This window comes from Streptomyces kunmingensis, from assembly GCF_039533535.1.
GTDB lineage: Bacteria > Actinomycetota > Actinomycetes > Streptomycetales > Streptomycetaceae > Streptomyces > Streptomyces kunmingensis.
On record NZ_BAAATS010000012.1, the window covers coordinates 107732 to 134297 of the forward strand.

Genomic DNA, 26566 nt, shown 5'->3' on the forward strand with positions numbered 1-26566 from the left:
CTACGCGCCGCGCAGCACCGCGCCGGTGCTCTCGGCGGCCCGGGCGACCGCCGTGTCACGGGCGGCGCTGGCCTCCTCGACCGTCAGGGTGCGGTCGGCGGCACGGAAGCGCAGCGCGTAGGCGAGGGACTTCTTGCCCTCACCGAGCTGCTCCGCGTTCTCGTACACGTCGAACAGGCGCAGCGACTCCAGGAGTTCACCGGCGCCCGCGCGCAGTGCCTCCTCCACCGTCGCGGCCGGGACGTCCTTGTCGACGACGAGCGCGACGTCCTGGGTGGCGACGGGGAACGTGGAGATCCGCGGCGCCTGCACGACACCGGCGCTCGCCTGCTCCACGAGGTCCAGGTCGAGCTCCATGGCGCTGGTGCGGGCCGGCAGGTGGAAGGCCTTGACGACGCGCGGGTGCAGCTCACCGGCGTGGCCGACGAGGGTCCTGACCCCGTCGATCACGACGTACAGGGCTGCGCACCGCCCGGGGTGCCAGGGGCCGTACTGGCCCTGCTCCACGACGAGTTCGGTACCCGCCTCGTGGGCGACGACGCGGGCCGCCTCGACGGCGTCGGCCCAGGTCGCCGGGGTGCCCTTGCCCCACCAGCCGGTCTGCTCGCGGGCGCCGGCCAGGACCACCGCGGCGTACCGGGGCTGGTTCGGCAGCACGGCCGTGAGGGACGCGATCTCCTCGGCGGTGGGCCGCCGGTCGACGGGCAGCCGCGTGGCGATGCCCTGCTCGTCCTGCGCGTGGAAGACCAGGCCCGTCTCGAAGAGGGCCAGGTCGTGGCTGCCGCGCCCGTCGTTGCGGCGCAGCGCGGACAGCAGGCCCGGCAGCAGCGTCGTACGGAGGGCGGGCTCCTCGTCGGAGAGCGGGTTGACGAGCGTGACGACGCGGCGCTTCGGGTCGTCCTTCTCCAGGCCCAGCTGGTCGAAGACGCTCTCGCCGATGAACGGGTAGTTCAGCGCCTCGACGTAGCCGGCACCGGCCAGGACGCGGCCGACGCGGCGGTGCGTGCGCTGCCGCTCGGTCAGGCCGAGGCCCGCCGGGGGCTTCGGCAGGGTGGAGGGCAGGTTCTCGTAGCCCTCCAGGCGGATGACCTCTTCGGCCAGGTCGTTCGGGTCGGTCAGGTCGGGCCGCCAGGACGGCACGGTGACCGTGAGGGCGTCCTGTCCGTAGACGTCGCAGCCGACTTCCTGGAGGCGGCGTACGACGCTCTCGCGGCCGTACGTGACGCCCGCGACCTTGTCCGGGTGGTCGGCCGGGATGGTGATGGTGCGCGGGGCGCCCGGCGCGATGACCTCGGTGACGCCCTGCTCGGCGGTGCCGCCCGCGAGGAGGACGAGGAGGTCGACGACGCGCTGCGCCGCGGCGGCCGTGGCCTGCGGGTCGGTGCCGCGCTCGAAGCGCTTGGACGCCTCGGAGGACAGCTTGTGCCGGCGCGAGGACCGGGCGATGGTGCGCGCGTCGAAGTGCGCGGCCTCGATGACGACGTCGGTGGTCCCGGCGGCGCCATCGAGCTCTGTGTGGTCGGCGATCTCCGTGTCGGCGCCGCCCATCACACCGGCGAGGCCGATCGGGCCGCGTTCGTCGGTGATGACGAGGTCCTCGGCGTCGAGGGTGCGCTCGGCGCCGTCGAGGGTCTTGAGCTTCTCGCCGGACAGCGCGCGGCGCACACCGATCGTGCCCTGGACGAGGGAGCGGTCGTAGGCGTGCAGCGGCTGGCCGAGCTCGAGCATCACGTAGTTGGTGACGTCGACGGCGAGCGAGATCGGGCGCATGCCGGCCTTCTGCAGGCGGCGCTGCAGCCAGATCGGCGAACGGGCCTCGGGGCTGAGCCCGGTGACCGTGCGGGCCGTGAAGCGGTCGCAGGCCATCGGGTCGGAGACCTTCACCGGGTAGCCGTGCGCGTTCGGCGCGGGGACGTCCAGGAGCGCCGGGTCGCGCAGCGGAAGGCCGTACGCGGTGGCGGTCTCACGGGCGATGCCGCGCATCGACAGGCAGTAGCCGCGGTCGGGCGTGACGGCGATGTCGAGGACCTCGTCGACGAGCTCGAGCAGCTCGATGGCGTCGGTGCCCGCCTCGTGCTCCGGGGGCAGCACGATGATGCCGTGCGTGCCGTCGTCGCCCATGCCCAGCTCGTCGGTGGAGCAGATCATGCCGTGCGAGGTCTTGCCGTACGTCTTGCGCGCGGCGATCGCGAAGCCGCCGGGCAGCTCGGCGCCGGGCAGCACGACGACGACCTTGTCGCCGACCTGGAAGTTCCGGGCGCCGCAGACGATCTCCTGCGGCTCGCCCGTGCCGTTGGCGGAGCCGACGTCGACGGTGCAGAACCGGATCGGCTTCTTGAAGCCCTCCAGCTCCTCGATGGTCAGCACCTGGCCGACGACGAGGGGGCCCTTGAGGTCGGCGCCGAGCTGCTCGACGGTCTCGACCTCGAGGCCGACGCCGACCAGCTTCGCCTGCACGTCACGGCCGGTCTCGGTGGCGGGGAGGTCGACGTACTCCCGCAGCCAGGAAAGCGGGACCCGCATCAGATCTCCATCCCGAACGGCCGGGTGAACCGGACGTCACCCTCGACCATGTCTCTCATGTCTTCGACGTTGTGGCGGAACATCAGCATCCGCTCGATGCCGAACCCGAAGGCGAACCCGCTGTGCTTCTCCGGGTCGACGCCGCACGCGGTCAGCACGCGCGGGTTGACCATGCCGCAGCCGCCCAGCTCGATCCAGCCCTCGCTGCCGCAGGTGCGGCAGGGGCGGTCCGGGTTGCCGACGGACTCGCCGCGGCACACGTAGCAGACCATGTCCATCTCGGCGGACGGCTCGGTGAACGGGAAGTAGGCGGGGCGCAGCCGCGTCTTCATGTCGTCGCCGAAGAGCGCCTGGACCATGTGGTCGAGGGTGCCCTTCAGGTCGGCCATGGTCAGGCCCTCGTCCACGGCGATCAGCTCGATCTGGTGGAAGACCGGGGTGTGCGTGGCGTCGAGCTCGTCGGTGCGGTACACCCGGCCCGGGCAGACGATGTAGACGGGCACCTCGCGCTCGAGCAGTGAGCGCGCCTGCACCGGGGAGGTGTGGGTGCGCAGCACGACACCGCTCTCGTCGCCCGTGGTGCCCTTCGGGCCCTGGACGAAGAAGGTGTCCTGCATCTGCCGGGCGGGGTGGTCCGGCGTGAAGTTCAGGGCGTCGAAGTTGAACCACTCCGCCTCGACCTCGGGGCCCTCCGCGATCTCGTATCCCATCGATACGAAGACGTCGGCGACGCGCTCCATCATCGTGGTCAGCGGGTGGCGGGCACCGGCCGGGGTGCGGTCGTAGGGCAGCGTGACGTCCACGGCCTCCTCGACCAGGACGCGCGCGTCGCGCTCGGCCTCCAGCTCGGCCTGGCGGGCGGCGAGGCCCCGGCCGACGGCGGCGCGGGCCTGCCCGACGAGCTTGCCGGCCGCGGCCTTGGCCTGCGGCGGCAGCGCGCCGATCTCGCGGTTGGCGAGCGACAGCGGCGACGTGCCGCCGGTGTGCGCGACCTTGGCCTCCTGAAGCGCCTCGAGCGAGTCCGCGGCGGCGAAGGCGGCGAGCGCCTCGCCTTGCACGCGCTCGATCTCTTCCGGTTTCAGTGCCTCGACCTCGACAGGGTCGTACGACTTGTTCGGTGCCGACATCTCTTCCCGTACTTCCGATTGGCTGGCGGATGGCCCCGTCCGACTCGTTGGGGAACCGTCCCGGACTTGGGAACGCCAAAGGTCGAGTCTACCGGGGGTGACATGTGGGAATGCGCCCGTGGGGGCTGATGCCTAGGCGTTCAGGTACGCCGGCGCCGCCACGGGCAACGTAAATCGGAACTGGGCACCGCCACCGGGCGCCCGCCCGACGGTGATCGTGCCGCCGTGGACCTCGACGATGCCCTTGACGATGTAGAGGCCGAGCCCGGTGCCACCGCGCTTGCTGCCCCGCCAGAAGCGGGTGAAGACGCGGTTCATGGACTCCTCCGGGATGCCGGGGCCCTCGTCGCTGACGGTGACCGAGGTGGATTCCCTGGCCGTCGTGGCGGGCTCGACGTCAATGGTGACGGTTCCCTCGCCGTGCCGCACGGCGTTTTCCAGCAGGTTGCTCAGAACCTGATCCACCTTGTCCGGATCCGCCCACAGATCGGGCAGCGGCTGCTCCACGCGGAGCAGGAACCGGTCGGCCGGCTGTCCGGAGGCCACGTGGGCCTGGATGTGCCGGGATACGGCGGCGCCGATGTCGACGGGCTGGCGGCGCAGCTCCAGGCGGCCCGAGTCGATCCGGGAGATGTCGAGCAGCTCGGCGATCAGCCGCGTCACACGGTTCGCGTCGGCGTCGACGGTCTCCAGCATGAGCCGCTTCTGCTCGTCGGTGAACCGCTCCCACTTGGCGAGCAGGGTCGCCGTGAACCCCTTGACGGAGGTCAGCGGCGAGCGCAGCTCGTGGGCGACGATGGCGATCAGCTCGGCGTGGCTGCGCTCGGTGCGGCGCCGGGCCTCCGTGTCGCGGATCGAGACGACGACGCGGCGCACGGGTCCGGTGGGCCGGGTCCGCACGTACCGCGCGGTGACCAGGACCTCCCGGCCGCCCGGAAGCAGCAGGTTCCGCTCGGGCTGTCCGACGCGGGTGGCGAGGCCGCCGTAGGGGTCGGTCAGCTGCCACCAGCGCCGCCCTTCGAGGTCCTCCAGGGGCAGCGCGCGCTCGAGCGGCGCTCCGAGGGCGTGGGCGGCAGAGACGGCGGTGATGCGCTCCGCGGCGCGGTTGAAGCTGATGACGTGGCCGCTCTCGTCGGCGACGACGAGTCCGTCGGGCAGGTCGTCGGGGTGCAGACCGGGTCCGGCGGGACCGGGCGTGGCCACCCCGGGCGGGGTGCTCACCCCTGCTGTCCTGCTGGTGCGGACCGTCATCTCCCCGTACCCCACCTCTCGAAACGGCACAGTGGGCCCCGAGTTCGTCACCCTACTAGTCGCGGGTGACTGACTACCAGTCACCGACAGGAGCGGCAGGAGCGTCAGCGGCGGCATCCGCCGGGGGCGCGCTGGGCGCGCGCGGAGGCGTACAGGCACACGGCGGCCGCCGTCGCGAGGTTGAGGCTCTCGGCCTTGCCGTGGATGGGCACGCGGACGACGGCGTCCGCCAGGGCGCGGGTCTCCTCGGGCAGGCCCCACGCCTCGTTGCCGAAGACCCAGGCGGTCGGGGTGCCCATGGTGCCCTTGTCCAGCTCGTCGTCGAGGTCGTCGTCCCCGGCTCCGTCGGCGGCGAGGATGCGCACGCCGGCCTCCTTCAGCCGGGCGACGGCCTGCTCGACGGGGACGCCCACGGCGACCGGGAGATGGAACAGGGAGCCGACCGAGGCCCGTACGGCCTTGGGGTTGTACAGGTCGACGGAGGCATCCGTGAGCACGACGGCCTCGGCGCCCGCGGCGTCGGCGCAGCGCAGCACGGTCCCGGCGTTCCCGGGGTCCCGGACATGCGCCAGTACGGCGACGAGCTTGGGCCGGGCCGCGAGGATCTCCTCGAACGGTGTGTCCAGGAAGCGGCAGACGCCGACGAGGCCCTGCGGGGTCACGGTGGTGGAGATGTCGGCGATGACGTCCTCGTCGGCGAGGTGCACCCGGGCCTCGGCGCCGCGGGCCTCGGCGACGATGCCGGCGTAGCGCTCGGCGGCCTCGACGGTCGCGAACATCTCGACGAGCGCCCCGTGCGCGGCGGCCTCCCGCACGGCCTGCGGCCCCTCGGCGAGAAACAGCCGCTCCTTCCCCCGGAAGTTCCGCTTGGCCAGCCGCCGCGCGGCGGAGACCCGGGACGACTTGGGAGAGATCAACTCAGGACCGGCAACCATGAAAACTCACCTGGGGGAAAGCGCCCCGGAAGGGGCGCGGGACTGTACCTGTTAGCGGCTCCGCCGCGGGGCGCGACCAGCCACGTACAACCCGCGCACGGCACACGACAGACGATGGCAGACGGGATGCCGAACGCATCGGACCCGCAGGCCGGCTGACCTGCGGGTCCGATTACACCGGCTCAGCGGAGCGTCAGGCGGCAGCCTTCGGCGCGTTGACGTCAGCCGGCAGCGCCTTCTGCGCAACCTCGACAAGCGCCGCGAAGGCGTTCGCGTCGTTGACGGCGAGCTCCGCGAGGATCTTGCGGTCCACCTCGATGTTGGCGGCCTTCAGACCCTGGATGAGGCGGTTGTACGTCATGCCGTTCTGGCGGGCAGCGGCGTTGATGCGCTGGATCCACAGCTGACGGAAGTCGCCCTTGCGCTTCTTGCGGTCGTTGTAGTTGTAGACCAGGGAGTGGGTGACCTGCTCCTTGGCCTTGCGGTACAGGCGCGAACGCTGACCGCGGTAGCCGCTGGCCTGCTCGAGGATCGCCCGACGCTTCTTGTGCGCGTTGACTGCGCGCTTGACGCGTGCCACTTGTTGACTCCTTGTAGCGGGGCCGGGGTTGGACTCACCCGACCCGAATTCGAATAGGTCCCGGACTAGCCGACGTGCGCGGCGCCGAAGCGCCGGTACGTCACTTGCCGAGAAGCTTCTTGATCTTCGCGGCGTCGCCCGGGGCCATCTCGGCGGTGCCGGTGAGGCGGCGCGTCACGCGGGACGACTTGTGCTCGAGCAGGTGGCGCTTGCCGGCGCGCTCACGGAGCACCTTGCCGGAGCCGGTGACCTTGAAGCGCTTGCTGGCACCGCTGTGCGACTTGTTCTTCGGCATAGCGCCGTTCTCTCCTCGTCAGTGGCGTTCCCCGCCGGTTCGTGCCGTGGGCTCGAACCGGCCGTGGTGAACGTCAGTTGTGTCGGTGGATATCCGAGGCGCACAGGCTGTACGCCGCCGGATCATGCCTCGGCAGGAGCCTCGGCGGGGGTTTCGGCAGAGGTTTCGACAGGCGCCTCGGCGTCCTCGATGTCGGCCTCGCCCTCAGCCGCGTTCTGCGACTTGCCGGGGTTGGCCTTCGCGTCGGCCTTGCGGGCGGCCTGCGCCTCGCGGGCTTCGGCCATCGCCTCGGTCTTCTTCTTGTGCGGACCGAGAACCATGATCATGTTTCGGCCGTCCTGCTTCGGGTTCGACTCGATGAACCCGAGGTCTTCGACGTCGTTCGCGAGACGCTGCAGCAGTCGGTAGCCGAGCTCCGGCCGGGACTGCTCGCGACCACGGAACATGATCGTGATCTTGACCTTGTCGCCCTGCTTGAGGAACCGGACGACGTGACCCTTCTTGGTGTCATAGTCGTGCGGGTCGATCTTCGGCCGGAGCTTCATCTCCTTGATGACCGTGTGCGCCTGGTTCTTGCGCGCCTCACGGGCCTTCATGGCCGACTCGTACTTGAACTTGCCGTAGTCCATGAGCTTGCAGACGGGCGGACGGGCTGTCGCCGCCACCTCGACCAGGTCGAGGTCGTACTCCTGAGCAAGCTCAAGGGCCTTGGCAAGCGGAACAATCCCGACCTGCTCGCCGCTGGGACCGACAAGTCGCACTTCGGGAACGCGAATCCGGTCGTTGATGCGGGGCTCGGCGCTGATGGATCCTCCTCGGTTAGCACCACGCGACGGCCTGGCGGACCGCCGCGTATCTTCTGATGACTACCAACCGTGCCGGAACACAAAAAATGCCCCGGACGGTACACGCGCGGGGCTCCAAGAACTACCGGAGCACCGCCACGGTGGACCGCGGGGCGCAGACTCGGACGGTTCCATCGTCCGTACGGAACGATGGGGACCGTCTGACCGGTGACCCGCCGCCCGCCAGGGCAGTCAGGTGGGAGATCGGAGCCTCCACTTGTGGGCCGGTCACTCAGTCCTTCGGACGTGCGTTTCCGGCCGGTCGTCACACAAGGTTAGCAGCACTTGGGGGATGCGCCCAATCGGGTGCGCGGACGGCACCACGGTACGGGCGGCATATCGTGTGGGCATGAGTGACGCCACCCCCGCAGCCCCTTCCGCCGCTTCCGACGCCTCCCCGGCCAACCCCGACTACGACTCCCTGACCCGCGACATCGCCGAGGTGCCCGCCGTCGAGGTCATCGTGACGGTGGCCGTGAACCTGATGAGCGCCGCCGCGGTGAAGCTGGGCCTCACCGAGGAGGGCGACGCCCACAAGGACCTCGACGAGGCCCGCAAGCTGATCCACGCCCTGGCCGGTCTGCTCGACGGCAGCGCCACCGAGATCAGCTCGTTCCACGCGGCGCCGCTGCGTGACGGCCTGAAGTCGCTGCAGCTGGCGTTCCGCGAGGCGTCGATCGTGCCGGACGAGCCGGGCCAGGGCCCGGGCGAGAAGTACACGGGGGCCGTGTACGGCTAGAGGCTCTCCCGTACGTAGAGGGGCTCGCCGGGTGGCGTCGCCTCGGCCGGCAGAAGTGCCAGGTCGAGGCCGCGCACCAGGCGGGCCCTCAGTGTTTCGTCGGCGGCGATGCGCCCGGCCACGGCCTGCGCGACGGTCGCCGGGTCCGCGCCGGGGGCGATGACCAGGGCGAGGACGCCGTCCGCCGGACCGGGGCCCAGGTGGGCCCGGCGCACCGCGGGCTCGGCGGCGACCGCGGCCCGGACGGCGCCGGTGACCGCCGGGTCGGCCAGCGGGTCGGCCGTGGTGCGGCCCTCGGCGAGGGCGTAGAGCGCGGCGCCCGTGATCTCGTACGGGACCGGGCCCGCGAGGTCGAGGACGACGGTGTCCGCCTTCTCGTGGGCGGCGGCCTGGAGCGCCTGGTGGAGCGGGACGGCGACCGGGCGCGCCTCGGGGTCCCACCGGGCCAGGGAGTGCGTGGAGGTGAACGCGGGCAGCGCGGTGCGGTCGCCCGCCTTCAGCGTCGGGACCGCCATGTCGCTGGTCTTCTCGCGGCGCAGGCCGCCCCCCCGTCTCCCACCACCGCCCTTGTTCCGAGCTTCGCGCTCCTCCTTGTTGTCCTCCTCCACCTCCCCCAGTACGGCGACGACGGGGACCAGGAGGCGGGCCCCCTTCAGCGCCTCCAGTACCGGGCCGTGGGCCGTGCGGTCCTGCTCCCAGGCGGTCAGGGCTTCGGCCAGGCGCGGGTCGGCGGTGCCGTCGTCGTCGGAGAAGCCGGGGTCGGGAATGTTCTTGTTCGCCACGTTCACCGACCCTACCGAGCGGCCGCGGCCGGACTCTCAGCGGACCCTGAGGTGCTGCTCATGGTCCCCACAGGACCGCGCCGCACCATCGTCCCCATGTCCCACGGAACCAGACGGCGGCGGGCGCGTACCGGGCGTCGGCGTCCCCTCGTCCACGCGGTGGTCGCCTCGGCCGCGCTTCTCACCGCCACCGCCGGCACTACGGTCTACGTGAAGGCGCAGGCGCACGACGCGACTGCCCTCGTGTCGAAGGTCGCCACCGCCGGAGGGGGTTCCGTGTCGCCGTCCGCCTCTCCCACCGTGAACCGGGACGCACGGCTCGCCGAGGCCGTGCGCTCCGCGGCCGGCGGGCACGACGGCGAGGTCTCCGTGGCCGTGCTCGACGTGGCGGCCGGTACGAGCGCGGCGTACGCGTCCGGCGACGGGACGTACGACACCGCGAGCGTCGTGAAGGTCGATGTGCTGGCCGCGCTGTTGCTGCGGGCACAGGACGACGGCCGGGTGCTGACCGCGCAGGAGAAGACGTACGCCACCGCGATGATCGAGAAGAGCGACAACGCGGCGACGACCGCGCTGTGGGACACCATCGGCGGGGCGGACGGCCTCGACGCGGCGAACGAGCGCCTCGGACTGACCGGGACCAGCGGCGGCGACGGTCCGCTGTGGGGGCTCACGCAGACGACGGCCGCGGATCAACTCGCCCTGCTCAAGCAGGTGTTCGGGGTCGGGGACAGTGTGTTGAGCACGGCTTCACGGACGTACGTGCAAAGGCTGATGGGGAACGTCGAGAGCGATCAGGCGTGGGGCGTCTCCGCGGCGGGAGCGGCCGGCTCCGAGCTGAAGAACGGATGGCTGCGGCGCAGCACCACCGAGCTGTGGGACATCAACAGCGTCGGGCGGGTGAGCGTGGACGGCACGCGATATCTGGTGGCCGTCCTCTCCAACGGGAGTGCCACCAAGGACGGCGGGATCTCGCTGGTGGAGGACGTGGCGAAGGCCGCGGTGACGACGCTCAGCGACGACGGCTGAGGCGGTGGCCGCGCCACAGGTGGACGGCCGCGCCGAGCAGCAGGGCCCCGAGGACGTACGCGACGGGGGCGACCCAGCCGGCCGGTCCGTCGTCGTCCGGGTCGTCCGGCCCCGGTCCGAAGTACTTCTCGCCGTACGCCGCCGAGGTCAGGCCCTGCGGTTTCAGCTGCCCGCCCGCCCGGATCGCGGCGGCCGGGTCGACCATGCCGTAGCCGCGTGAGTCGTCGCGGCCGCCGCTCGGCGGGTCCTGGGCGGTGTCCTCCATGAGCTGCTTGATCTGCGCGGGGCTCAGGCCCGGGTGTGCGGCGCGGACCAGGGCGACGGCGCCGGAGACGAACGCGGAGGCGGCGCTGGTGCCCCACGCCGAGTAGTACTGGCGGTCCGGGTCGGCGGTGACGATGTTCCGGCCGGGGGCGGCGACGGTGGCGTACCAGCGGCGGGTGGAGAAGTAGGCGCGGTTGCCCGCCGCGTCGACGGCGGTGGCCGTGATGACGCCGGGGTAGGCGGCCGGGTAGGAGACGTGGTCGCCCTTCTTGCCGCCGTTGCCCGCGGAGGCGACGACGGAGACGCCCTTCTTCAGCGCGTACTGGACGGCCTCGTCCTCGCCCGCTTCGGCGTGGGCGGTCGGGGAGTCGTCGCCGAGGGAGAGGTTGATGACGTCGGCGCCGTGGTCGGCGGCCCAGCGGATGCCCTCGGAGAGGGCGTTGCCGCGGGTTTCGCGGGCCTTGGCGCGGGAGGAGTCGCCGTCCTCCAGGATCACGCGGACGGGGAGGATCTTCGCCTGCGGGGCGATGCCGATGACTCCGTCGCCGTTGCCGCTTCCGTGCCCGTGACCGGCGATGATGCCGGCCATGGCGGTGCCGTGACGGGCCCAGGGACGGTCGCCGCGGCCGGCGCCGAAGCCTATGAGGTCCTTGCCGGTGAGTACGTTGCCCGAGAGGTCGGGGTGCTGGTCGTCGACGCCGGTGTCCAGGACGGCGACCGTGATGCCCTTGCCCTGCGTGGTGCGCCAGGCCTCCTGGGTGTGCATGGCGTCAAGGCCCCACTGCTGGGCCCGGACCGAGTCGGCGTGTGCGGCGGCGGCCGGGAGCAGGGTGAGGGCCGCGGCGCCCGCGAGGGCGGCGAGCCGGTGGCTGCGGTTCATGACGGCTGCTCCGTGGACTTCTGGACGGCCTTGCGCAGGCCCCGTTCGACCCGGTCGGCGATGCCCTGGGCCTCGTGGCCGAGCCCCGCCTGGGCGGGGGCCGTGGTGGCGCCGGGCTTCATCGCCTCGGCGGCGGGCTGCGGCTCGGCGACGGTGCGGCCGTCGGCGAAGGCGGAGACCGCGTAGACGACGACCGGGGCGTCGGTCAGGACGTTGAGGGACCAGGTCGCGCGCTGGGCGTCGCCGAAGTGCGCGGCGACGGTGTCCGGCACGGCATAGGGGCGGGGCACCAGATCGGGGCGCCGGTCGAGGCCCTCCTCCGTGAAACGGGTGCGCAGCGCCTTGGACGCCTCGGCGTCGGCGCTCGTGAACAGCAGGCCCACGGTCGTGACGTTGCTCTGCGTGGCGTCGGTGTACGTGGCCCGCAGCAGACGCAGACAGCCTGCCGGGCGCAGCGCCTTGTAGAGGAGCGGGTCGAAGGCCTTCTGGCAGCCGCTGTCCGGGGCGACGCCGATCCGGGTCCAGGTGCGGTCGGCGCCGCCGGGGCCGGCTCCCTCGCCGTCCAGGGTGCGCGGGAAGAGCTGGTCGACCGGGATGCCGTGCCACAGTTCGGCGGCGTCGCGGTAGGCGCTCTGCGCGGACACGGTGCCGTCGCTGTCGCCGCCGGTGAGCAGGGTGCCGGTCGCGGCGCCGCCGATCAGGCCGAGGCCGAGCACGAGGCAGGCCGCCGCCGCGGCCGCGCGGGGGCGCAGGCGGGCTCCGACCGGGCGCAGGCGGGTGGTGCTGTCGTCGTAGTGCTCGGGGCGGGCGAACCGGACGAAGGGCCTGCCGGCCGTTCCCGGGAGGGGGGTGAGGTCGACTGCGCCTACGGGTCTCCGGGGGGCCTGGGTGCGGGGCGGCGAGGTTTGGGCGGGACCCGGCGGGGAGGGGGGTACGGGGCGTAGGCGGGTGGTGGTTTCGTTGGGGTGCGCCGGTTCGCCGTGGGGGGGCTCGGTGGTGTGGGCGGGTGCCGCGCCGTCGTGGCTGGTCGCGCCGTTCCCCGCGCCCCTTTGCGGGGTTGCCGTAGGCGAGGTCGACTCCGGTGGGAGAGGCATCGCTCGGGGCGGCGGTGGGGTGTCCGGGAAGCGGGCGGACGGGGTCGGCGGAGGGGGCGTCGTCGGCAAAGGGGGTGCCGTGGCCGGGAGTTGGGGGGCGGGCGCCTGGGCCGGCCGGGGTGGGGTCGCCGGCGGTGGTGGCGTCGAGGGACGCGGCGGGACACGTCGAGCTTCCGTGCTCATGCCTCCCCGTTTCCTCAAGCCTGCGTGCGCGTCACTCTAACGGGCCTGCCCATGGACCGGGCCAGGCAGTCCACGGGCTCAACCGATCTGCCCGTATCGTCCCTCTACCCTGCGGTAATCGGGTCTGGCAGGCTTCGGACATGACACCGCGCGCCGCCGACCGGGCCCGCTTCGACCGGGCCACCGCTCATCTCGACGCCCCTCTGGCCGTCGTCGACCTGGACGCCTTCGACGCCAACACCGACGACCTTCTGCGCCGTGCCGCCGGGAAGCCGGTCCGGGTGGCCAGCAAGTCCGTACGCTGCCGGGCCCTGCTGGAGCGGGTCCTCGCCAGGGACGGGTTCGCCGGGATCATGTCGTTCACGCTGGCTGAGTCCATCTGGCTGGCGCGGTCCGGGTTCGAGGACGTGCTTCTCGCGTACCCGTCCGCGGACCGGGGCGGTTTCGCCGAGCTGGCCCACGACGCCAAGCTGGCCGGCGCCGTGACGGTGATGATCGACGACCCGGCGCAGCTGCGGCTGATCGACGACGCCAGGGACGGCGGCCGCGAGGAGATCCGGGTCTGTCTGGAGCTCGACACGTCGTGGCAGGTCCTCGGCGGCCGGGTACGGATCGGCGCCCTGCGCTCCCCGCTGCGCACCCCGGCCCAACTGGCGGACCTGGCAAGGGCTGTGGCCCGCAGGCCCGGGTTCCGGCTCGTCGGGATCATGGCGTACGAGGGTCATGTGGCGGGCGTCGGGGACTCGCTCGTGGGGCGGCCGGTGCGGTCGCGGGCGATCCGGCTGATGCAGGCCGCGGCGCGCAAGGAGCTGGCGGTGCGGCGCGGCGAGGTGGTGCGGGCCGTGCGTGCGGTGGCGCCGGACCTGGAGTTCGTGAACGGCGGCGGCACCGGGAGCGTGCAGCACACGGCCGCCGAGGACGCGGTCACGGAGATCGCCGCCGGGTCGGGCCTCTATGTGCCGCGGCTCTTCGACAACTACACGTCGTTCACCGGGCGTCCGGCCGCGCTGTTCGCCCAGCCGGTGGTGCGCAGGCCGGGGGTCGGGGTCGTCACCGTGCTGGGCGGTGGGTACCCGGCGTCGGGCGCCGCGGGCGCCGACCGTCTTCCGGTGCCGTATCTGCCGGAGGGGCTGCGGTACGACGCCCAGGAGGGCCCGGGCGAGGTGCAGACGCCGCTGCTCGGCTCGGCCGCCGACGATCTGCTGATCGGGGACAAGGTGTGGTTCCGGCACGCGAAGGCCGGTGAGCTGTGCGAGCGGTTCGAGGTGCTGCACCTCGTGGAGGGTTCCGAGGTGACCGGGACCGTGCCCACGTACCGCGGCGAGGGGTACACGTTCCTCTGACGTCTAACGGGTGGGCCCGACGCTGCTGCCCACTCCCCCGTCGCCGCCCGCCGCGCCCACCGGCCGGATGCCCCTGACGATCTTGTCGAGGTCGGAGAGCGGCGGGGCCGCGTCGCCGGCGTCGAGGGTGCAGCGCACCGCGACGAGCGACTGGGAGCCGACGCTGGAGGGAAACACCACGGACTGCACGTAGCCGCCGGGCCCCTCGGCCGTCGTGACCTTCCAGCGCACGAGGAAGCCCGCGCGTCCGGCGACCGCGACCTGCCGTGCGGCGACGACTTTGTGAGCTGTCATGCCGCCGAACGGCCGTTCTCCGAGCGGGTTGGTGTCGTACGCGAGGTCGGCGGCGTCGGAGACGTCCTCGGTGGCCAGGGCTCGTGCGCTCGCGCCGGCGTCCGCGCCGGTCACCGTGCGGGTGGCGACGGTGCCGCGGCGGCACAGGCCGTCGTCGTACGGGCAGTCGTAGGTGTCCGGTGTGGTGAGGAGGGTGTCGTCGTCGGCGACGTTCTCGGCCTTCTGCCAGCCGGCGAGGACGGGCAGCGTGATGCCGTTCAGCTGGTCGGTGACGCGGGAGGCGTCCTCGGCCGGCGAGGGCGCGGCGCTGCTCGTGGGCGGCGTCGACGCCGGGGCGGACCGTACGGTCGGCCCGTTGCGCGCGGTGGCGCCCGCGCCCCCGTCGTCGGAGACGACCACGACGACCCCGGCGACGATGGCCGCCACCAGTGCGACCCCGGTGGCGACCACGGCGACGGCCTTGCCGCGTCCGCCGCCCGGTTTGCGGGGCGGCGGCGCGGCGGCCGGGGGCGCGAAGGCCGTCGGCGCCGGCTGTCTGCGGTCCTGCGTCCACGCGGTCCCGTCCCACCAGCGTTCGGTGGCGGGGGCGTGCGGGTCCGGGTACCAGCCGGGCGGCGGCATGCTCATCCCGGCACTGTAGGCCGGGCCCCGAAGGTCAGTACACCGAGTCCACTTGATCGGGCACGACCGAACCGTCGTCTCTCAGCAGCGGTCCGAAACCGCCCTCGGGCAGGTTGTCGGCGGCCGTCGAGCACGGGTACGTACCGGACTTCTTCGGCAGCGGCTCGATGAACATCGGGTTGGCGACCCAGCGTCCGTCGGCGTTGTCGTAGGCGCGGCACATGATCTCGTTCTTGTTCCGGTTGAGCACGAGGTGGGCGCCGGTCGCGTCGCCGACGAACGTCACGTCGGTGTCGGCGTCGCCGCCGCCGAGCGCGATGCGCTTGCCCCAGCGCTGCTTCTCCCAGGCCGACTTGCCCTTGATGTGGAAGATCTCCTGGTTGATCCAGCAGCGCTTGCCGTCGATGTAGGGGATGGCTTCGCCCTTGTTCCTGGGGACGCCGCCGCAGCCTTCGTTGTACGTGGTGATGCGGCCCTTGCGGTCCAGCACAGAACGGATCGCGATGGTGTGCTCGCGGTCGATGCCGACGCCGCGCGACCAGATCTCGGTCACCGGTTCGGATCCGGCGGAGACGATGTAGACGTCGAAGCCGGCCTTCTGGAGCGTACGGATCAGATCGCGCTGCTGCTCGTAGTAGCGGACGTAGCCGGGAATGGTGTGCGTGCCCAGCTTCTGCTTGGTGCCGATGGGGGCGGCGAGGGCCTCCTTGCGGGCGGCGGCCGCGTAGGACTCCAGTTCGGGGACGGTGTGCCCGGCGAACAGCTGCGGCACCCAGGCGTACTGGGGGACGGTGCGGCGGTGGTTCCACTCGCCCGCGAAGGCGGCGGCGCCGCTCATCGTCTTGCCGGACTCACGGATGCTGAAGATCTCGTCCGTGCAGTCGGTGTCGGTGGAGGTGGGCAGCGGAGAGCCGACGGGGACCCGCGTGCCGCAGGCCGCGGTGAGCGCCTTGTGGGCGTCGTCGGTCATCCACTTGCTGGTCTTCTTCCAGCTCGCGGGGCGCAGGATCTTGTCGTGCTTGAGCGACCAGGCGATGGTGGCGTCCGTGACATCGTTCTTGGAGACGGTGTTGTCCCAGTCGAACGCGGCGACGGGGCGCGGGCCGCGGTGGCCGTTGCAGGTGCCCCGTTCGTCGATCATGCGCTGGAGCTTGGCGCGGTTCTTCCCGTACCAGGGCAGCTTCTTCGACAGCTGCGGGCAGTCACGGGAAGCGGTGGACGCGGACGTGGCGGCGGCCGCAGGAGAGACGAGAGCCGCGGCCACCAGGGTGGTGACCACGGCCGAAGTCCACGCGGCAACATGTCTGTTACGCATTCTGGGGACCGTACACCTACGTGGTGTGTCCCCTACAGAGGCGTGACGTACGCGCCCGAGATGCCTCCGTCCACGAGGAAGTCGGTGGCGTTCACGAAGGACGAGTCGTCGCTGGCGAGGAAGGCCACAGCGGCGGCGATCTCGTCGGCCTCGGCGAACCGGCCCACCGGGATGTGCACGAGCCGGCGCGCCGCCCGCTCCGGGTCCTTGGCGAACAGTTCCTGGAGGAGGGGGGTGTTCACCGGCCCGGGACAGAGGGCGTTGACCCGGATCCCCTCCCTCGCGAACTGCACGCCCAGCTCGCGCGACATGGCGAGGACGCCGCCCTTGGATGCGGTGTAGGAGATCTGGGAGGTCGCCGCGCCCATGCGCGCCACGAACGACGCCGTGTTGATGATGGAGCCCTTGCCCTGGCGCCGCATGTACGGGATCGCGGCCTTGCAGCACAGGTACACGGAGGTGAGGTTGACCTCCTGGACGCGCTTCCAGGCCTCCAGACCGGTGTCCAGGATGGAGTCGTCGTCGGGCGGTGAGATGCCCGCGTTGTTGAAGGCGATGTCGACCGAGCCATAGGTGTCGTAGGCGGTCTTGAACAGCGCCTCGACCTGCTCGGCGTCGGTGACGTCGACCTGGGCGAAGGTCCCGCCGACGGCGTCGGCTGATTTCTTGCCCGCGGCCTCGTCGATGTCGCCGCAGACGACGTGGGCCCCTTCCGAGGCGAGCCGGTGCGCGGTGGCGAGGCCGATACCACTGCCGGCCCCGGTGATGACGGCGGTGCGGCCGACGAGACGGCGGCAAACGATGTCCTGAGTCATAGGGAGGGGCCCTCCGTGCTGATGAAGACGTTCTTGGTCTCGGTGAACGCGGTCAGGGCGTCGGGGCCGAGTTCACGGCCGAGCCCGGACTGCTTGTAGCCGCCGAACGGCGTCCAATAGCGGACCGCGGAATGCGAGTTGACGGACAGGTTCCCGGCGCGGACCGCGCCCGACACGCGCAGGGCGCGGCCCAGGTCCCGGGTCCAGACCGAGCCCGCGAGGCCGTACGGGGTCGCGTTCGCCAGGCGGATCGCGTCCTGCTCGTCGGTGAACGGCAGCAGCACCGCGACGGGCCCGAAGATCTCCTCCGTGGCCGCGGCCGAGTCGGCCGCTTCCTCGGTGAGCACGGTCGGCGGGAACCAGAACCCGGGCCCGGTGGGTGCGGCGCCCCGGATACCGGGGGCGCTGTCCGGCACGAACTTCCGTACACGGTCGAGCTGTTGGCGGGAGATGAGCGGACCCATCTGCGTCTTCTCGTCCAGCGGGTCACCGACGACGACGGCGCCGAGCGCGTCCGTGAGCAGCGCGACGCACTCCTCGTAGACGGATTCCTGGACGAGGACGCGGGTGCGGGCGCAGCAGTCCTGGCCGGAGTTGTCGAGGAAGGAGAACGGGTCGAGGGCGCCTCGCAGGTCGGCGTCGGCGAAGACGATGTTGGGGCTCTTGCCGCCGAGTTCGAGGGTGACCGGTTTGACGCGGGCCGCGCAGCGCTCCATGATCTCGCGGCCGGTGCGCGTCGAGCCGGTGAAGACGATCTTCGCGACGTCCGGGTGGTCGACGAGGGCGCGGCCCGCGACGCCGCCGTGGCCGGGCAGTACCTGGAAGAGTCCCTCGGGCAGGCCCGCCTCCAGGGCGAGTTCGGCGAGCCGGAGGGCGGTCAGCGGGGTCGTCTCGGCGGGCTTGAGGACGACGGCGTTGCCGGCCGCGAGCGCGGGGGCCGTGCCCCAGGCGGCGATCGGCAGGGGGAAGTTCCAGGGGGCGATGACACCGACGACGCCGAGGGGCTCGTGGAAGGTGACGTTCCAGCCGCCGGGGGCGGGGAGCTGCGCCCCGTTGAGACGTTCGGCGCCACCGGCCGCGTAGAGCAGCAGATCGCGCACGTTCCCGGCTTCCCAGCGCGCGTTGCCGATGAGGTGTCCGGCTTCTCGTACCTCCAACTGGGCCAGTTCTTCGAGGTGTTGGTCGACGGTGTCGGCGAAGCGGCGCAGGAGCCGGGCCCGGTCGGCGGGGGCGGCGGCCGCCCAGCCGCGCTGGGCGCGGACAGCGCGTACGACGGCGGTGTCGATGGACTCGGCGGTGGCGGCGGGGACGGTCGCGATGACCTCTCCGGTCGCCGGGTTCAGTACCTCAAGTGACGGGAGCAATGGCTGGGTCCTCACATGCGTTCGAAGGAGCGGCGCAGCTCCCAGTCGGTCACCGCGGCGTCGAAGGCGTCGAGTTCGACCCGCGCCATGTTGCGGTAATGGGCGACCACCTCGGCTCCGAAGGCGGCCTCGGCGAGGGGGCTGTTCTCCCACAGTTCGGCGGCCTCGCGCAGGGTGGTGGGGACGTGCTCGTAAGCGGCGTCGTAGGCGTTGCCCTGGCAGGCGTCGGGGAGGTCGAGCTTGTGCTCGATGCCGTACAGGCCCGCGGCGACCAGTCCGGCGACGGCCAGGTACGGGTTGACGTCGCCGCCGGGGAGCCGGTTCTCGAAGCGGAGCGAGCGGCCGTGGCCGACGACGCGCAGGGCGCAGGTGCGGTTGTCGTGGCCCCAGGCGACGGCGGTCGGGGCGAAGGAGCCCGGCTGGAACCGCTTGTAGGAGTTGATGTGCGGGGCGTAGAGCAGCGAGAAGTCACGCAGCGCGGCGAGCTGTCCGGCGAGGAAGTGGCGCATGGTCTCGGACATTCCGTCATGGCCCGGCATCACGCTCGTACCGTCCGCGTCGGTCAGCGAGAGGTGGATGTGGCAGGAGTTGCCCTCGCGCTCGTTGTACTTCGCCATGAAGGTGAGCGAGACGCCTTCCTGCGCGGCGATCTCCTTGGCGCCCGTCTTGTAGATGGCGTGCTGGTCGCAGGTGACGAGGGCCTCGTCGTAGCGGAAGGCGATCTCGTGCTGCCCCGGGTTGCACTCGCCCTTCGCCGATTCGACGGTGAGGCCCGCGCCCGCCATCTCGTTGCGGATCCGGCGCAGGAGGGGCTCGACGCGGCCGGTGCCGAGGACGGAGTAGTCGATGTTGTACTGGTTGGCCGGGGTCAGTCCCCGGTAATTCGCGTCCCACGCCTGCTCGTAGGTGTCCTTGAAGACGATGAACTCCAGCTCGGTGCCGGCCTGGGCGCTCAGGCCGAGGGCCGCGAGGCGCTCCAGCTGACGGCGCAGGATCTGGCGGGGCGCGGCGACGACGGGCGAGCCGTCCTCCCAGGCGAGGTCGGCGACCAGCATCGCCGTGCCCTCGTTCCACGGGACGCGGCGCAGGGTGGTCAGGTCGGGGCGCATCGCGAAGTCGCCGTAGCCGCGGTCCCAGGAGGACATCGCGTAGCCGTCGACGGTGTTCATCTCGGCGTCGACGGCTAGGAGGTAGTTGCAGCCCTCGGTGCCGTGCTCGAGCACCTCGTCGAGGAAGAAGCGGGCGGCGAACCGCTTGCCCTGGAGCCGCCCCTGCATATCGGGGAAGGCCAGGACGACCGTGTCGATCTCACCGCCCGCGACGAGGGCGTGCAGCGCCTCCACGGTGAGCGGGGGTGTGCGGTCTGCCACGAGAAAAACCTCCTTGGGGCCCGGGGGTCCCTTGGGTCGGCCGAGAGCCATAAGGTATTGCTGAGAACCATTGCTTGGGAAGGGGGTTGGGCCAGATGTCGCACACGGATGCCGGTGGGGGCCTCGGGACGGTGCTGCGTCCGGTACGGGCGGGCAACGGTTTCGAGGAGGCGCTGGAGCAGATCCTCCAGGTCGTCCGGCTCGGCCTGGTGCCGGGGGGCGAACGGCTGCCGTCGGAGCGGGAGTTGGCGGACCGGCTCGGCATCAGCCGGGTCACCCTGCGAGAGGTTCTGAAAGTCCTCCAGGACCAGGGCCTGGTGGAGTCGCGGCGCGGACGCTACGGCGGCACGTTCGTGCTGCCGCGCCCGGGGGCGGCCGGCGAGGACGAGCTGCGGCGCCGCATCAAGGGCGTGGACGTCGAGGACGTACTGCGCTTCCGGGAGGTCCTCGAAGTGGGGGCGGCCGGACTGTGCGCGGCGCACGGGCTCGACGGGGAGCGGGCCGGACGGCTGCGCACCGCCCTCGCGGGCACCCATGACGCGCCGCTCGCCGACTACCGCCGCCAGGACACGCTCCTGCACCTGACCCTCGCCGAACTCTGCGGCTCCCCCTCCCTCGCCGCCCAGTACGCGGCGGTGCGCGCGACGGTGAACGACCTCCTCGACTGCATACCCCTGCTGGTCCGCAACCTGGAGCACTCGCAGCGCCAGCACACCGCTCTGGTGGAGGCCGTGCTCGACGGGGACGCGGACGGCGCGCGGGAGATGACGCGCGAACACTGCGGCGGCACGGCGGCGCTGCTGCGCGGCTTCCTGACCTGAGAGCGGGCCGGCCGCCATCGCGATTAACCACCATGTAACGCACGGGGGTTGCTTTTCGCCCCCGCACCCCGCAAAGGTATGCATCCATTCCATTGGACCAGCCGGGGAGCGGCCACGCCATGACCGTGGACAGCGGGAACGCCCGAACACCAGCGGAGGGCGACACCTATCTGGAGCGCAGGAGCCTGCGCCGCGGCAGCGCCGGCTGGCTGCTGCTGACGGGGCTCGGCGTCGCGTACGTCGTCTCCGGTGACTATTCGGGCTGGAACTTCGGCCTGGCCGAGGGCGGCTTCGGCGGCCTCGGCATCGCGATGGCCCTGATGGGCGTCATGTACGCCTGCATGGTCTTCTCGCTCGCCGAGCTGTCGTCGGTGCTGCCGACGGCGGGCGGCGGTTACGGCTTCGCGCGCCGCGCGCTCGGCCCGTGGGGCGGCTTCCTGACGGGGACCGCCATCCTCATCGAGTACGTCCTCGCGCCCGCCGCCATCTCCCTGTTCATCGGCGACTACGTCGAATCGCTCGGCCTGTTCGGACTCACCTCCGGCTGGCCCGTCTACCTGGCCTGCTTCGTCGTCTTCATCGGCATTCACCTGTGGGGCGTGGGCGAGGCGCTGCGGTTCAGCTTCGTCGTGACGGGCATCGCGGTCGCGGCGCTGCTCGTCTTCGCGGTGGCCGCGTTCACCGACTTCGACCCCTCGCGGCTCGACGACATCCCGGTGGACCCGGCCGCGTTCGGCGCCAACTCCTGGCTCCCGATGGGGGTGTTGGGCATCTGGGCGGCATTCCCCTTCGGGATGTGGTTCTTCCTCGGTGTGGAGGGCGTGCCGCTGGCCGCGGAGGAGACCAAGGACCCGGCGCGGACGCTGCCGCGCGCGATCCGCTGGTCCCTGGCGATCCTCGTCGTCCTGGCGCTCGTCACCTTCTTCGCGGCGGCGGGCGCACGCGGCTCGGCCGCGATCCAGGACGCCGGGAACCCGCTGGTGGAGGCGCTGCAACCGGGCGGTAGGGCCACGGCCTGGAGCCGCATCGTGAACTACGCGGGGCTGGCCGGACTCGTCGCCTCCTTCTTCTCCCTGATCTACGCGGGCTCCCGGCAGCTGTTCGCCCTGTCCCGCGCGGGCTATCTGCCCCGCTTCCTGTCCCTGACGAGCCGCCGCAAAGCCCCGTACCTGGGACTGCTCGTACCGGGCGCGATCGGGTTCACGCTGGCGGCCGCCACCGGGGACGGTGCCCGCATGCTGAACGTCGCGGTGTTCGGCGCGACGATCTCGTACGCTCTGATGTCGCTGTCGCACATCGTGCTGCGGCGCAGGGAGCCCGGCCTGGCGCGGCCGTACCGCACACCGGGCGGCGTACTGACCTCCTCGGTGGCGCTGGTGCTCGCGTGCGCGGCGCTCGTGGCGACCTTCCTCGTCGACGTGACGGCGGCGCTCATCGCGCTCGGCGTGTACGTGGTCGCCGTCGGCTACTTCGGTGTCTACAGCCGCCACCGGCTCGTGGCGCGGGCGCCGGAGGAGGAGTTCGCCGCACTGGCCGCGGCGGAGGCGGAGCTGGACCGGGAATGACCGCAGGAGCACGACCGAGTTTGGGGAGCACGGCACCATGGTGAGCAGGCCGCTGATCGGCATCAGCACCTACCTGGAGAGGCAGACCAGATGGGGTGTGTGGGAGCTGCCCGCGGCGCTCCTCCCGGTCGGCTACCCGCAGCTCGTGCAGGACTCCGGCGGGCTCGCCACGATGCTGCCGCCCGACGACGCGAAGCACGCGCCCTCGGTGGTGGCGCGGCTCGACGGAGTCATCGTCGCGGGCGGCCCGGACGTCGAGCCCGCCCGGTACGGCGCCGAGCGCGACCCGCGTACGGGGCCCGCGGCGACGGAGCGGGACACCTGGGAACTCGCCCTGATCCGGGCCGCGATGACGTCCGGCACCCCGCTGCTCGGCATCTGCCGCGGCATGCAGCTCCTGAACGTGGCGCTCGGCGGGACGCTGACCCAGCACCTCGAAGGCCACATGAAGGAGGTCGGCTCCTTCGGCCGGCACGTCGTGACCCCGGTGCCCGGTACCCGCTACGGGGATCTGGTGCCGGAGGTGACGGAGGTACCGACCTACCACCACCAGGCCATAGACCGGATGGGCCGCGGCCTGGTGGAGTCGGCCCACGCGGCGGACGGCACGGTCGAGGCGGTGGAACTGCCCGGCATGACCTGGGTGATGGGGGTCCAGTGGCACCCCGAAATGGGCGACGACACGCGAGTGACGCAGGGCCTGGTGAGAGCGGCAGCGGACCCACACGGCTTCTGACCAACCGCCGCTCACCGCCCCGCCAAGCCCCTCCGGCGGGCCGAATCAAGCCCCTCCGGCGCTTGAGGAGCGGGGTCGGTCCGGGGCGGCGCCCCGCGACCTCAGCGACAATCCGGCCATCCAAGCCCCTCCGGCGCTTGAGGAGCGGGGCCCGGGGCAGCGCCCCGCGACCTCAGCGACAGTGCCGGGCGCAGGCCGACGGGGGCGCGCCCACAAGCTCAGGCCGACCGAGTCAACCCGAGCAAATCCCTGGCAGGCCCCACCGGCAGGTGCCCCGTAGGCCAGACAGCCCGCAACTCCCGCGCCAGCCGAACCCCCTCCAGCGGAATCCTGACCAGCCGCCGAGCGGACAACTCCTCCCCCACCGCAAGCTCACTCAGAACCGAGGGCCCGGCCCCGCTCACCGCGGCCGCCTTCACCGCAGTCGTCGAGGACAGCTCGATCAGCGGCCGGGCCAGCCCCCCGAGCGCCGCGTCGAGCACCTGCCGCGTCCCGGACCCCTCCTCCCGGAGGATGAGCGGCGTGGAGGACAGCTCCTCCGCGGTGAGCGGCCGCCGCCGCCGGGCCCACGGATGACTCGGCGCGGTCACCACGATCAGACGATCATGTCCGATGACGGTCGCGTCCAGACCGGCAGGGACGGCAAGCCCCTCCACGAACCCCAGATCCGCCTCACCGGAGAGCAGCCGCTCGGCCACAGCCGCGGAGTTCCCCGCGAGCAGCGACACCGCGGTGTCGGGCCGCTCCGCCCGCAGCGCGATCAGCCAGCGCGGCAGCAGATACTCGGCGATCGTCATGCTCGCCGCCACCCGCAGCCGCGAATCCCGCCGGTCCCGCAGCGCCTGCGCCCCCGCGTCGAACTCCTCCGCCGCCTCCACGACGCGCCGCGCCCAGTCCGTGACGAGGGCGCCCGTGTCGGTGAGCCGGGAGCCGCGCGGTGATCGGTCGACGAGGGCGAGCCCGAGCTGCCGCTCCATCGAACGGATCCGGCTGCTCGCCGCGGGCTGGGTGATCCCGAGCTCCCGCGCGGCCCCGCCGAGACTGCCGAGACGGGCCACGGCCAGCAGAAGCTCCAGCGCGCCGAGGTCGGGCACCCGGTGCGCGAGCATCCCCGGGGGCGGTTCCGGCAGGCCCGTAGGCTCACTGCGCCCCTGGCCGGGCTCGCGCCTTGGCTCCTTGCTCATAAACCCAGCTTATGCCCCCATAGTGGCAACGTCCCTGGTGGGGCCCCCGGCCACGCGCGACGGTTGACCCATGGTCACCGCCGCCCACGCCACCACAGCCCTCGCCACCCGCGCCGACACCCGCGAGGTCGCACCCCGCGCGACCGCCGTCCGCCATCTCGGCCCGAACTGGTACGCCGCCGTCATGGGCACCGCGATCGTGGCGAACGCCGGCGCGACCCTGCCGGTGACGTTCGCCGGGCTGCGCACGGCCTGCACCGTGGTGTGGGCGCTGTCCTTCGCGGCGCTGCTGGTCCTCCTCGCCGCGCGCGCCCTGCACTGGACGCACCACCGCGACCAGGCGCGGGCCCATCTGCTGGATCCGGCGGTGGCCCCGTTCTACGGCTGCCTGTCGATGGCGCTGCTGTCCGTGGGCGCGGGCACGCTGCTGCTGGGCCAGGACTGGATCGGGCTCGAAGCGGCGCTCGCGATCGACACGGCTCTCTTCGTCGCGGGCACGCTGACCGGACTCGCCGCGGCCGTCGCGGTCCCGTATCTGATGGTGGTCCGGCACCGGATCGAGCCGGGCCAGGCCTCCCCGGTGTGGCTGCTGCCCGTGGTGGCGCCGATGGTGTCGGCCGCGGTGGGTCCGCTGCTCGTCCCGCACCTGCCGCCGGGCCAGTACCAGCAGACGCTTCTCCTCGTCTGCTACGGCATGTTCGGCCTGAGCCTGCTCGCGACGCTCGTCATGCTGCCGCTGATCTTCGCCCGCCTCGTCACGGCGGGCCCGCTCCCGACGGCGCTGACCCCGACCCTGTTCCTCGTCCTCGGCCCGCTGGGCCAGTCGACGACCGCCGTCAACAAGTACGCCGATGTCGCGGACGGCGTCCTTCCCGCCTCGTACGGCCACGGCTTCACGGCGTTCGCGGTCCTCTACGGCGTTCCGGTGATGGGCTTCGCTGCCCTGTGGCTGGCGCTCGCCGCCGCCCTGGTGGTCCGGGCCCGGCGCCGCGAGGGCATGAGGTTCGCGATGACCTGGTGGGCGTTCACGTTCCCCGTCGGCACCTGTGTCACCGGCGTGGAGGGCCTGGGCAAGCACACGGGCCTCGCCCTGTTCGACGTCCTGGCGGTCGTGCTCTACGCCGCTCTGGTCGCGGCCTGGGCGGTGGCCGCGATCCACTCGGCACGCGGCCTGCTCGACGGACGCCTGCTGTCGGCACCCGCGCAGGCAGCCGCGTCCGCACCCGCCTCTCAGGCACCGGCGGTGCGCAGAGCCGCGCCCAGCACCCCCACCGCTTCCCCCAACGACGGCCCGTACCAGGTGAGATGACGCCCGCTGACCAGGGCCGCGGGGGCCGCGAACGCCTCCGGCCCGTCGTCGGCGGTGAAGCGGTACGGCTCGTCGGGCAGCACCACGAGGTCCGCCCCCGACGCCCGCAGTTCGTCGAGCGGGACGCGGGGATAGCGCTCGGCGTGACCCGCGTACACGTTGTCGACGCCGAGCCGTGCCAGCAGGTCGCCGGCGAAGGTGGCGCTGCCGAGCACCATCCACGGCCGCCGCCAGATCGGCACGACGGCCCGCGACCGGCGCTCCGGTACCGCCACCCCGGACCACGCCGCCTCGGCCTCGTCCAGCCAGCGGGGCCGCGAGAGCGCCCCGCACGCCCGCAGGACCCGCTCCAACTCCCGTAGAGCCTGCGGCAGTCGACGGATCTCGGTGACCAGGACCTCGATACCGGCGGCGCGCAGGGCCGCCAGGTCCACGGCCCGGTTCTCCTCCTCGTTGGCGACGACGAGATCGGGGCGGAGAGCGACGACGGCCGGGACATCGGGGTTCTTGGTACCGCCGATCCGCACCACATCAAGACCGACGGGGTGGCTGCACCAGTCCGTCGCACCGACCAGCGCACCCGGCAGCGTCACAGCGACGGCCTCCGTCAGGGACGGCACCAGGGACACCACCCGCACGACCTCCACGGCCGCTACTTCGGTCCGGGTTCGTCGACCGCGTCGATGTGCTCGGCGACCGCCACGACGACGACCCGCGCCTCGGCCACGGTCGCCCGCCAGCGGTGCCGTACGCCACCGGTCAGATACAGGGTGTCGCCGCGCACCAGACGGTACGCGCGGCCCTCCGCCTCCACCTCGACGGCGCCTTCCGTGACATGCATCAGGACGTCGTTGCGCAGCTGGAACTCGCGCCCGGAGTCGTGGTCACCGACGAACTCCTGGGCATGCATCTGATGGTGGCCACGGACGAGGGAGCGTACGACGAAGTCGCCGCCGCCGTCCGCGGAGCCGTCCTCGACGCTCGTGTCGTCGGCGCGCACCAGGTCGACGGTGCGGGCAGGATCGGCGGCGGCGAGCAGTTCGACGGCGGTGGTGCCGAGGGCGTCGGCGACCTTCTCCAGGGAGCGGTTGCTGGGCCGCGCCCGCTCGTTCTCGACCTGGCTGAGGAACGGTACGGACAGGCCGCTGCGCTCGGCGACGGCGGAGAGCGTGAGCTCGAGCGTCCGGCGCCGGCGCCGGACGGCCGCGCCCACGCGCAGTGTCTCCTTGTGCTCGTCCATGACGTCCGCTCCCTCCCACCGCATTGCCCAGCTCGTTTGAATGCACCCTACGCATGTTCGCC

General features: G+C 72.2%; 25 protein-coding genes. 7 read left to right on the top strand and 18 right to left on the bottom strand.

The features are described from left to right. The 7 genes from pheT to infC all read right to left on the bottom strand — a co-directional run bounded on the left by pheT (position 1) and on the right by infC (position 7517). Positions 1–2523: a phenylalanine--tRNA ligase subunit beta gene (gene pheT / locus ABD366_RS15240; RefSeq protein WP_324768272.1), complete on the bottom strand. Its 2523-nt coding sequence runs from the start codon at positions 2521–2523 to the stop codon at positions 1–3. Beyond that, entirely contained in the window at positions 2523–3650 is a 1128-nt protein-coding gene (gene pheS / locus ABD366_RS15245) for a phenylalanine--tRNA ligase subunit alpha (RefSeq protein WP_324768271.1), read from the bottom strand. Before pheS ends, pheT begins: the two co-directional genes overlap by 1 nt. A gap of 132 nt (positions 3651–3782) precedes the next feature. Further along, on the bottom strand, positions 3783–4901 hold the full coding sequence (locus tag ABD366_RS15250) for a sensor histidine kinase (protein WP_324768270.1): 1119 nt from the start codon (positions 4899–4901) through the stop codon (positions 3783–3785). Between the two features lie 104 nt (positions 4902–5005). After that, positions 5006–5836: a TrmH family RNA methyltransferase gene (locus ABD366_RS15255; protein WP_324768268.1), complete on the bottom strand. Its 831-nt coding sequence runs from the start codon at positions 5834–5836 to the stop codon at positions 5006–5008. A gap of 193 nt (positions 5837–6029) precedes the next feature. Continuing rightward, on the bottom strand, positions 6030–6416 hold the full coding sequence (rplT, locus tag ABD366_RS15260) for a 50S ribosomal protein L20 (RefSeq protein WP_006350245.1): 387 nt from the start codon (positions 6414–6416) through the stop codon (positions 6030–6032). Positions 6417–6516: 100 nt separating this feature from the next. Continuing rightward, positions 6517–6711 (bottom strand): 50S ribosomal protein L35, encoded by a 195-nt coding sequence (rpmI, locus tag ABD366_RS15265; protein ID WP_018549118.1) that lies wholly within the window; start codon positions 6709–6711, stop codon positions 6517–6519. Between the two features lie 122 nt (positions 6712–6833). Beyond that, positions 6834–7517: a translation initiation factor IF-3 gene (gene infC / locus ABD366_RS15270; RefSeq protein ID WP_324768281.1), complete on the bottom strand. Its 684-nt coding sequence runs from the start codon at positions 7515–7517 to the stop codon at positions 6834–6836. 388 nt (positions 7518–7905) lie between these two features. Between infC and ABD366_RS15275 the strand changes: the two genes are divergently transcribed. Continuing rightward, positions 7906–8295 (top strand): DUF1844 domain-containing protein, encoded by a 390-nt coding sequence (locus tag ABD366_RS15275; RefSeq protein WP_324768266.1) that lies wholly within the window; start codon positions 7906–7908, stop codon positions 8293–8295. Here the strand turns inward: ABD366_RS15275 and ABD366_RS15280 are convergent. Then, positions 8292–9077 (bottom strand): SseB family protein, encoded by a 786-nt coding sequence (locus ABD366_RS15280; RefSeq protein ID WP_344441872.1) that lies wholly within the window; start codon positions 9075–9077, stop codon positions 8292–8294. The two genes, ABD366_RS15275 and ABD366_RS15280, sit on opposite strands and share 4 nt — an antisense overlap. 96 nt (positions 9078–9173) lie before the next feature. Between ABD366_RS15280 and ABD366_RS15285 the strand changes: the two genes are divergently transcribed. Next, a complete protein-coding gene (locus ABD366_RS15285; protein WP_324771705.1) occupies positions 9174–10106 on the top strand; it encodes a serine hydrolase in 933 nt (310 codons plus the stop codon). Here ABD366_RS15285 and mycP read toward each other — a convergent pair. Together mycP and ABD366_RS15295 are read right to left on the bottom strand one after the other, a co-directional pair. Continuing rightward, positions 10090–11250 carry a type VII secretion-associated serine protease mycosin gene (gene mycP / locus ABD366_RS15290; RefSeq protein WP_324771704.1) on the bottom strand — a complete coding sequence of 387 codons (1161 nt, stop codon included), beginning with the start codon at positions 11248–11250 and terminating at the stop codon, positions 10090–10092. The two genes, ABD366_RS15285 and mycP, sit on opposite strands and share 17 nt — an antisense overlap. Continuing rightward, entirely contained in the window at positions 11247–12344 is a 1098-nt protein-coding gene (locus ABD366_RS15295; protein WP_411293788.1) for a hypothetical protein, read from the bottom strand. Before ABD366_RS15295 ends, mycP begins: the two co-directional genes overlap by 4 nt. A gap of 323 nt (positions 12345–12667) precedes the next feature. Here ABD366_RS15295 and ABD366_RS15300 point away from each other — a divergent pair, with 323 nt between their 5' ends. After that, on the top strand, positions 12668–13870 hold the full coding sequence (locus ABD366_RS15300) for an amino acid deaminase/aldolase (RefSeq protein ID WP_324771702.1): 1203 nt from the start codon (positions 12668–12670) through the stop codon (positions 13868–13870). Positions 13871–13873: 3 nt separating this feature from the next. Here the strand turns inward: ABD366_RS15300 and ABD366_RS15305 are convergent, their stop codons facing one another. From ABD366_RS15305 to ABD366_RS15325, 5 genes are read right to left on the bottom strand one after another with little or no spacing between them, the layout of a single operon-like run. Next, complete coding sequence (locus ABD366_RS15305) at positions 13874–14791, bottom strand: DUF2510 domain-containing protein (protein WP_324771701.1); 918 nt, start codon at positions 14789–14791, stop codon at positions 13874–13876. 28 nt (positions 14792–14819) lie between these two features. Continuing rightward, positions 14820–16100: a haloacid dehalogenase-like hydrolase gene (locus ABD366_RS15310; protein ID WP_324771700.1), complete on the bottom strand. Its 1281-nt coding sequence runs from the start codon at positions 16098–16100 to the stop codon at positions 14820–14822. A gap of 32 nt (positions 16101–16132) precedes the next feature. After that, positions 16133–16915 carry a 3-oxoacyl-ACP reductase gene (locus tag ABD366_RS15315; RefSeq protein ID WP_324771699.1) on the bottom strand — a complete coding sequence of 261 codons (783 nt, stop codon included), beginning with the start codon at positions 16913–16915 and terminating at the stop codon, positions 16133–16135. Continuing rightward, positions 16912–18279 (bottom strand): aldehyde dehydrogenase family protein, encoded by a 1368-nt coding sequence (locus tag ABD366_RS15320; protein ID WP_324771698.1) that lies wholly within the window; start codon positions 18277–18279, stop codon positions 16912–16914. Before ABD366_RS15320 ends, ABD366_RS15315 begins: the two co-directional genes overlap by 4 nt. Positions 18280–18290: 11 nt before the next feature. Next, entirely contained in the window at positions 18291–19649 is a 1359-nt protein-coding gene (locus ABD366_RS15325; RefSeq protein ID WP_324771697.1) for a glutamine synthetase family protein, read from the bottom strand. A gap of 95 nt (positions 19650–19744) precedes the next feature. Between ABD366_RS15325 and ABD366_RS15330 the strand changes: the two genes are divergently transcribed. The 3 genes from ABD366_RS15330 (at position 19745) to ABD366_RS15340 (ending at position 22771) form a co-directional block, all read left to right on the top strand. Beyond that, positions 19745–20470, top strand: coding sequence for a FadR/GntR family transcriptional regulator (locus ABD366_RS15330; protein WP_324771696.1), 726 nt, complete (start codon positions 19745–19747; stop codon positions 20468–20470). Positions 20471–20589: 119 nt separating this feature from the next. Continuing rightward, entirely contained in the window at positions 20590–22035 is a 1446-nt protein-coding gene (gene eat, locus ABD366_RS15335) for an ethanolamine permease (protein WP_324771695.1), read from the top strand. 37 nt (positions 22036–22072) lie between these two features. Then, positions 22073–22771 carry a gamma-glutamyl-gamma-aminobutyrate hydrolase family protein gene (locus ABD366_RS15340; protein WP_324771694.1) on the top strand — a complete coding sequence of 233 codons (699 nt, stop codon included), beginning with the start codon at positions 22073–22075 and terminating at the stop codon, positions 22769–22771. A 218-nt stretch (positions 22772–22989) separates the two neighbouring features. On the opposite strand, the gene ABD366_RS15345 is transcribed toward ABD366_RS15340, so the two are convergent. Continuing rightward, the gene (locus tag ABD366_RS15345) at positions 22990–23880 is read right to left on the bottom strand and encodes a LysR family transcriptional regulator (RefSeq protein ID WP_324771712.1); all 891 of its coding nucleotides are present in this window, start codon (positions 23878–23880) and stop codon (positions 22990–22992) included. Positions 23881–24025: 145 nt separating this feature from the next. Here ABD366_RS15345 and ABD366_RS15350 point away from each other — a divergent pair, with 145 nt between their 5' ends. After that, positions 24026–25264, top strand: coding sequence for a TDT family transporter (locus tag ABD366_RS15350; protein WP_324771693.1), 1239 nt, complete (start codon positions 24026–24028; stop codon positions 25262–25264). Here the strand turns inward: ABD366_RS15350 and ABD366_RS15355 are convergent. Both ABD366_RS15355 and ABD366_RS15360 read right to left on the bottom strand, forming a co-directional pair. Then, positions 25186–25902: a helical backbone metal receptor gene (locus ABD366_RS15355; protein ID WP_411293789.1), complete on the bottom strand. Its 717-nt coding sequence runs from the start codon at positions 25900–25902 to the stop codon at positions 25186–25188. The two genes, ABD366_RS15350 and ABD366_RS15355, sit on opposite strands and share 79 nt — an antisense overlap. 14 nt (positions 25903–25916) lie before the next feature. Further along, on the bottom strand, positions 25917–26504 hold the full coding sequence (locus ABD366_RS15360; protein WP_324771691.1) for a helix-turn-helix domain-containing protein: 588 nt from the start codon (positions 26502–26504) through the stop codon (positions 25917–25919). Between the last annotated feature and the right edge of the window lie 62 nt (positions 26505–26566).

Coding starts and splice junctions, on each gene's coding strand:
- pheT (WP_324768272.1), bottom strand. CDS start 2,523: ATGCGGGTCCCGCTTTCCTGGCTGCGGGAGTACGTCGACCTCCCCGCC.
- ABD366_RS15300 (WP_324771702.1), top strand. CDS start 12,668: ATGACACCGCGCGCCGCCGACCGGGCCCGCTTCGACCGGGCCACCGCT.
- ABD366_RS15285 (WP_324771705.1), top strand. CDS start 9,174: ATGTCCCACGGAACCAGACGGCGGCGGGCGCGTACCGGGCGTCGGCGT.
- rpmI (WP_018549118.1), bottom strand. CDS start 6,711: ATGCCGAAGAACAAGTCGCACAGCGGTGCCAGCAAGCGCTTCAAGGTC.
- ABD366_RS15255 (WP_324768268.1), bottom strand. CDS start 5,836: ATGGTTGCCGGTCCTGAGTTGATCTCTCCCAAGTCGTCCCGGGTCTCC.
- ABD366_RS15275 (WP_324768266.1), top strand. CDS start 7,906: ATGAGTGACGCCACCCCCGCAGCCCCTTCCGCCGCTTCCGACGCCTCC.
- eat (WP_324771695.1), top strand. CDS start 20,590: ATGACCGTGGACAGCGGGAACGCCCGAACACCAGCGGAGGGCGACACC.
- pheS (WP_324768271.1), bottom strand. CDS start 3,650: ATGTCGGCACCGAACAAGTCGTACGACCCTGTCGAGGTCGAGGCACTG.
- ABD366_RS15315 (WP_324771699.1), bottom strand. CDS start 16,915: ATGACTCAGGACATCGTTTGCCGCCGTCTCGTCGGCCGCACCGCCGTC.
- ABD366_RS15330 (WP_324771696.1), top strand. CDS start 19,745: ATGTCGCACACGGATGCCGGTGGGGGCCTCGGGACGGTGCTGCGTCCG.
- mycP (WP_324771704.1), bottom strand. CDS start 11,250: ATGAACCGCAGCCACCGGCTCGCCGCCCTCGCGGGCGCCGCGGCCCTC.
- ABD366_RS15310 (WP_324771700.1), bottom strand. CDS start 16,100: ATGCGTAACAGACATGTTGCCGCGTGGACTTCGGCCGTGGTCACCACC.
- ABD366_RS15305 (WP_324771701.1), bottom strand. CDS start 14,791: ATGAGCATGCCGCCGCCCGGCTGGTACCCGGACCCGCACGCCCCCGCC.
- ABD366_RS15350 (WP_324771693.1), top strand. CDS start 24,026: ATGGTCACCGCCGCCCACGCCACCACAGCCCTCGCCACCCGCGCCGAC.
- ABD366_RS15295 (WP_411293788.1), bottom strand. CDS start 12,344: ATGCCTCTCCCACCGGAGTCGACCTCGCCTACGGCAACCCCGCAAAGG.
- ABD366_RS15340 (WP_324771694.1), top strand. CDS start 22,073: ATGGTGAGCAGGCCGCTGATCGGCATCAGCACCTACCTGGAGAGGCAG.
- ABD366_RS15345 (WP_324771712.1), bottom strand. CDS start 23,880: ATGCTCGCGCACCGGGTGCCCGACCTCGGCGCGCTGGAGCTTCTGCTG.
- ABD366_RS15360 (WP_324771691.1), bottom strand. CDS start 26,504: ATGGACGAGCACAAGGAGACACTGCGCGTGGGCGCGGCCGTCCGGCGC.
- ABD366_RS15250 (WP_324768270.1), bottom strand. CDS start 4,901: ATGACGGTCCGCACCAGCAGGACAGCAGGGGTGAGCACCCCGCCCGGG.